The sequence below is a fragment of the Mesorhizobium sp. WSM3873 genome, assembly GCF_001672445.1.
GTDB lineage: Bacteria > Pseudomonadota > Alphaproteobacteria > Rhizobiales > Rhizobiaceae > Mesorhizobium.
Genome location: NZ_LYTM01000049.1, coordinates 1 through 3,439, shown reverse-complemented (window position 1 = coordinate 3,439; position 3,439 = coordinate 1). Strand labels below are relative to the sequence as shown.

The 3,439-nt window shown below is 65.7% G+C and carries 1 protein-coding gene; it reads right to left on the bottom strand.

Annotation, left to right across the window (positions count from 1 at the left end):
- Nucleotides 1-3,439: non-ribosomal peptide synthetase (locus A9K71_RS24545; protein ID WP_156752763.1), on the bottom strand; the 3,439-nt coding region annotated here is incomplete at both ends.

The window sequence follows — 3,439 nt, the reverse complement described above, 5'->3', positions numbered from 1 at the left end:
GGAAGCCGCGGATCTTCACCTGCTCGTCGTTGCGGCCCAAAAACTCCAGATTGCCGTCCGGCAGATAACGCCCCAGGTCGCCAGTCTTATACAGCCGGTCGCCCTCCACAAACGGGCTGGCGATGAATCGCTCGGCCGTCAGCTCGGGCCGGTTCAGGTAGCCACGCGCAACGCCTGCGCCGCCAATGTAAAGCTCGCCCACCGCCCCGAACGGCACAGGCGCGCCATGGCCGTCAAGCAGGTACACCCGCGTGTTCGCTATCGGACGGCCGATCGGGACAACTGGCCCATCAAAATCACCGGGACAATTCCAGGCTGTAACGTCGATAGCAGCTTCCGTGGGACCGTACAGATTGTGCAGGCCAGTCAAAGGCAATACGCGTCGAACTTTGTGCGCGACGGAGGCAGGAAGCGCCTCGCCACTGCACACGAGACGCTGCAGCGATGTGCAGCGATCAGCGCCCGTCGTGTCCATAAAGCTAACCAGCATGGATGGTACAAAGTGCGCAGTGGTGATCCTTTGGCTGAGGATCACTTTTACAAGCGCATCGGGGTCTTTGTGTGCCGCCGGTGGCGCTAGCACCAGGGTCGCCCCTTCAAGCAACGTCCAGAAGAATTCCCAGGCCGAGACATCGAAGCCAAATGGCGTCTTCTGCAAAACGACATCAGTCGCATTAAGAGCGTAGGCTTTCTGCATCCAGATCAGGCGATTGATAATAGCCCGATGCTCATTCTTTGCCCCCTTTGGGGCTCCGGTAGAGCCTGAAGTGTAGATGACATAGGCGAGATGGCATGCGGTCAGGCCAAGAGCGCGCGGGTCCGGGTTCGAGGCGGGCAACTCGACCCAGGCCGGGGTGGCCGTCTCCAGATCGACCGTCGTGACATCGGCCAGCGCCTCGGCGCCGAGCGCGGAGCGTCCGGCCGCATCACAAAGCAGCAGCCGCGGCGAGGCATCGCCGAGGACCTGCCGCAGCCGCGCGCAGGGGTAGTCCGGGTCCAGCGGCAGATAGGCGCCGCCCGCCTTCAGGATCGCCAAGACCCCCTCCACCATCGCCGGGCTGCGCTCCAGGCAGATCGCCACCGGCTGATCCGGCTTGACCCCGAGGGCGATCAGATGATGGGCCAGCCGGTTGGCCCGCGCATTGAGCTCGCCATAGCTCAGGCGCTCGTCGTCGCAGACCACCGCCACCGCCTCCGGCGCCTGGCGCACCTGCGCCTCGAACAGCTCGTGGATGCAAAGATGCGACGGATAGTCCGCGTCCGTCCGGTTCAGACCCTCCAGTAGATAGGTGCGTTCGGCGGCCGGCAGGATGTCGATGCGGCCGACCGGCTGGCCTGCATCGGCAACCATCGCCCGCAGCAGCACCACCAGATATTCACGCTGCCGCTCGATCGTCGCTTCGTCGAATAGCGCCGTGGCATAGTGCAGCGATCCGGCGATCTGATCGCCATCTTCGCCAAGGTCGAGCTCCAGATCGAACTTGACCTGATCATACCCCTCCCCGGCAGCCTCCACACTCAGCCCCGGCAGGTCCAATGACTCGACCGCATTGTTCTCCCAGGCCAAGATCACCTGGAACAACGGCGTGTGATCAAGATGCCGGGGCGGCTGCGCGATCTCGACGACCTGCTCGAACGGCAGGTCCTGATGCTCCTGCGCGGCCAGCGCCGTGCGCCGCGTCCGCGCCAAAAGCTCCGACACGCTCGGCTCGCCGGACAGGTCGAGCCTAAGCGCCAGGGTATTGACGAAGAAACCGATCAACTCTTCGATCTCGCGCCGGCCTCGATTGGCGCTCGGAACGCCGATCACGAGGTCGTCCTGCCCCGACAGACGCGAAAGCACCGCCGCCCAGGCCGCCAGCACCGTCATGAACAACGTCGTGCCATGCTGCCGGCTCAGCCGCTTCAGATCCCGCGTCAGATCCGCATCGATGACGATCGGCACACTGGCCCCGGCAAACGACTGCTGGGCCGGCCGCACGCGGTCAGTCGGCAGTGCAAGCCGGGCCGGGGCGCCTGACAGGGCGTTGCGCCAATACTGCGCCTGGCTTTGCAGCCGTTCCCCCGACAGCCACTGCCGTTGCCAGGCGGCATAATCCGGGTACTGGATCGCCAGCGGCGGCAAAGGATCGTCCTGTCCAGCTGCGAACGCCCGGTAAAGCTGACTGAGTTCACGCACCAGCACGCCCATCGACCATCCGTCCGAGGCAATGTGATGCTGGGTCAGCTGGAAAACATGTTCCTCATCCGACATCCGGATCAGACGCCCGCGGATCAGCGGCCCGCGCGCAAGATCGAAGGGCGTCTGCGCCTCTTCACGGCACAGATCCAAAAGCGCCGCCTCTGCATCCGGCCTGTCCCGCAGATCGTGCTCCAGCACCGGCAGCCCTGCCTCAGGCGGCAGAACCTCAAACCAAGGCTTGCCCTCCGGAGCGACAAAGACACCGCGCAGCGCCTCATGACGGGCAAACAGACGGTCAAGGCTGCGCTGCCAGGCGACGTGGTCGAGCACGCCACGCAGTCTCAAGGCCAGCGGAATGTGATAGTTGGTACTGCCCTCGTCCAGCTGCGCCAAAAACCATAGCCGCTGCTGCGCGAACGACAGCGCAAGCGGCTCGTCGCGCGACACCGTCGCAATCGCCGGCAGGTCTTGCGGACCGGTGCGGCTCAACACCTCGACGATGCTTTCGGCCAGATCGGAAAGAACCGGCCTGGCGAACAGCCTCGTCAGCGGCAGTTCGACCCCAACAGCCCGCGACAGCCGGCTCAAGAGCTGCACCGCCAGGAGCGAATGGCCGCCGAGTTCGAAGAAGTTGTCGTGGCGTCCGACCCGCTCGACCCCGAGCAGCTCCGCCCAGATCTGCGCCAGCAGCGTCTCGACCGCGCCCTGCGGCGCTTCATAGGCGGCGTGCGCATAGGCCTCGTCGGCCGGCGCCGGCAGCGCCTGGCGGTCGAGCTTGCCGTTCGGTGTCAGCGGCAGCCCATCCAGCCGCACGAAGGCCGACGGCACCATGTAGTCGGGCAGCCACGCACCCAGATGAGCGCGCAAGGCGCCGGCAAGCGCGCCGCCATCGTCCCCGTCCGAGCCGGCCTCGGGTCCGCACACGACATAGGCGACAAGGTGCTTGTCGCCGGCCCGGTCCTGGCGCGCCACAACCACCGCCTCACGCACCCAGGCATGCTCGCAAAGCCGCGCCGCGATCTCGCCCGGCTCGATGCGGAAGCCGCGGATCTTCACCTGCTCGTCGTTGCGGCCCAAAAACTCCAGATTGCCGTCCGGCAGATAACGCCCCAGGTCGCCAGTCTTATACAGCCGGTCGCCCTCCACAAACGGGCTGGCGATGAATCGCTCGGCCGTCAGCTCGGGCCGGTTCAGGTAGCCACGCGCAACGCCTGCGCCGCCAATGTAAAGCTCGCCCACCGCCCCGAACGGCACAGG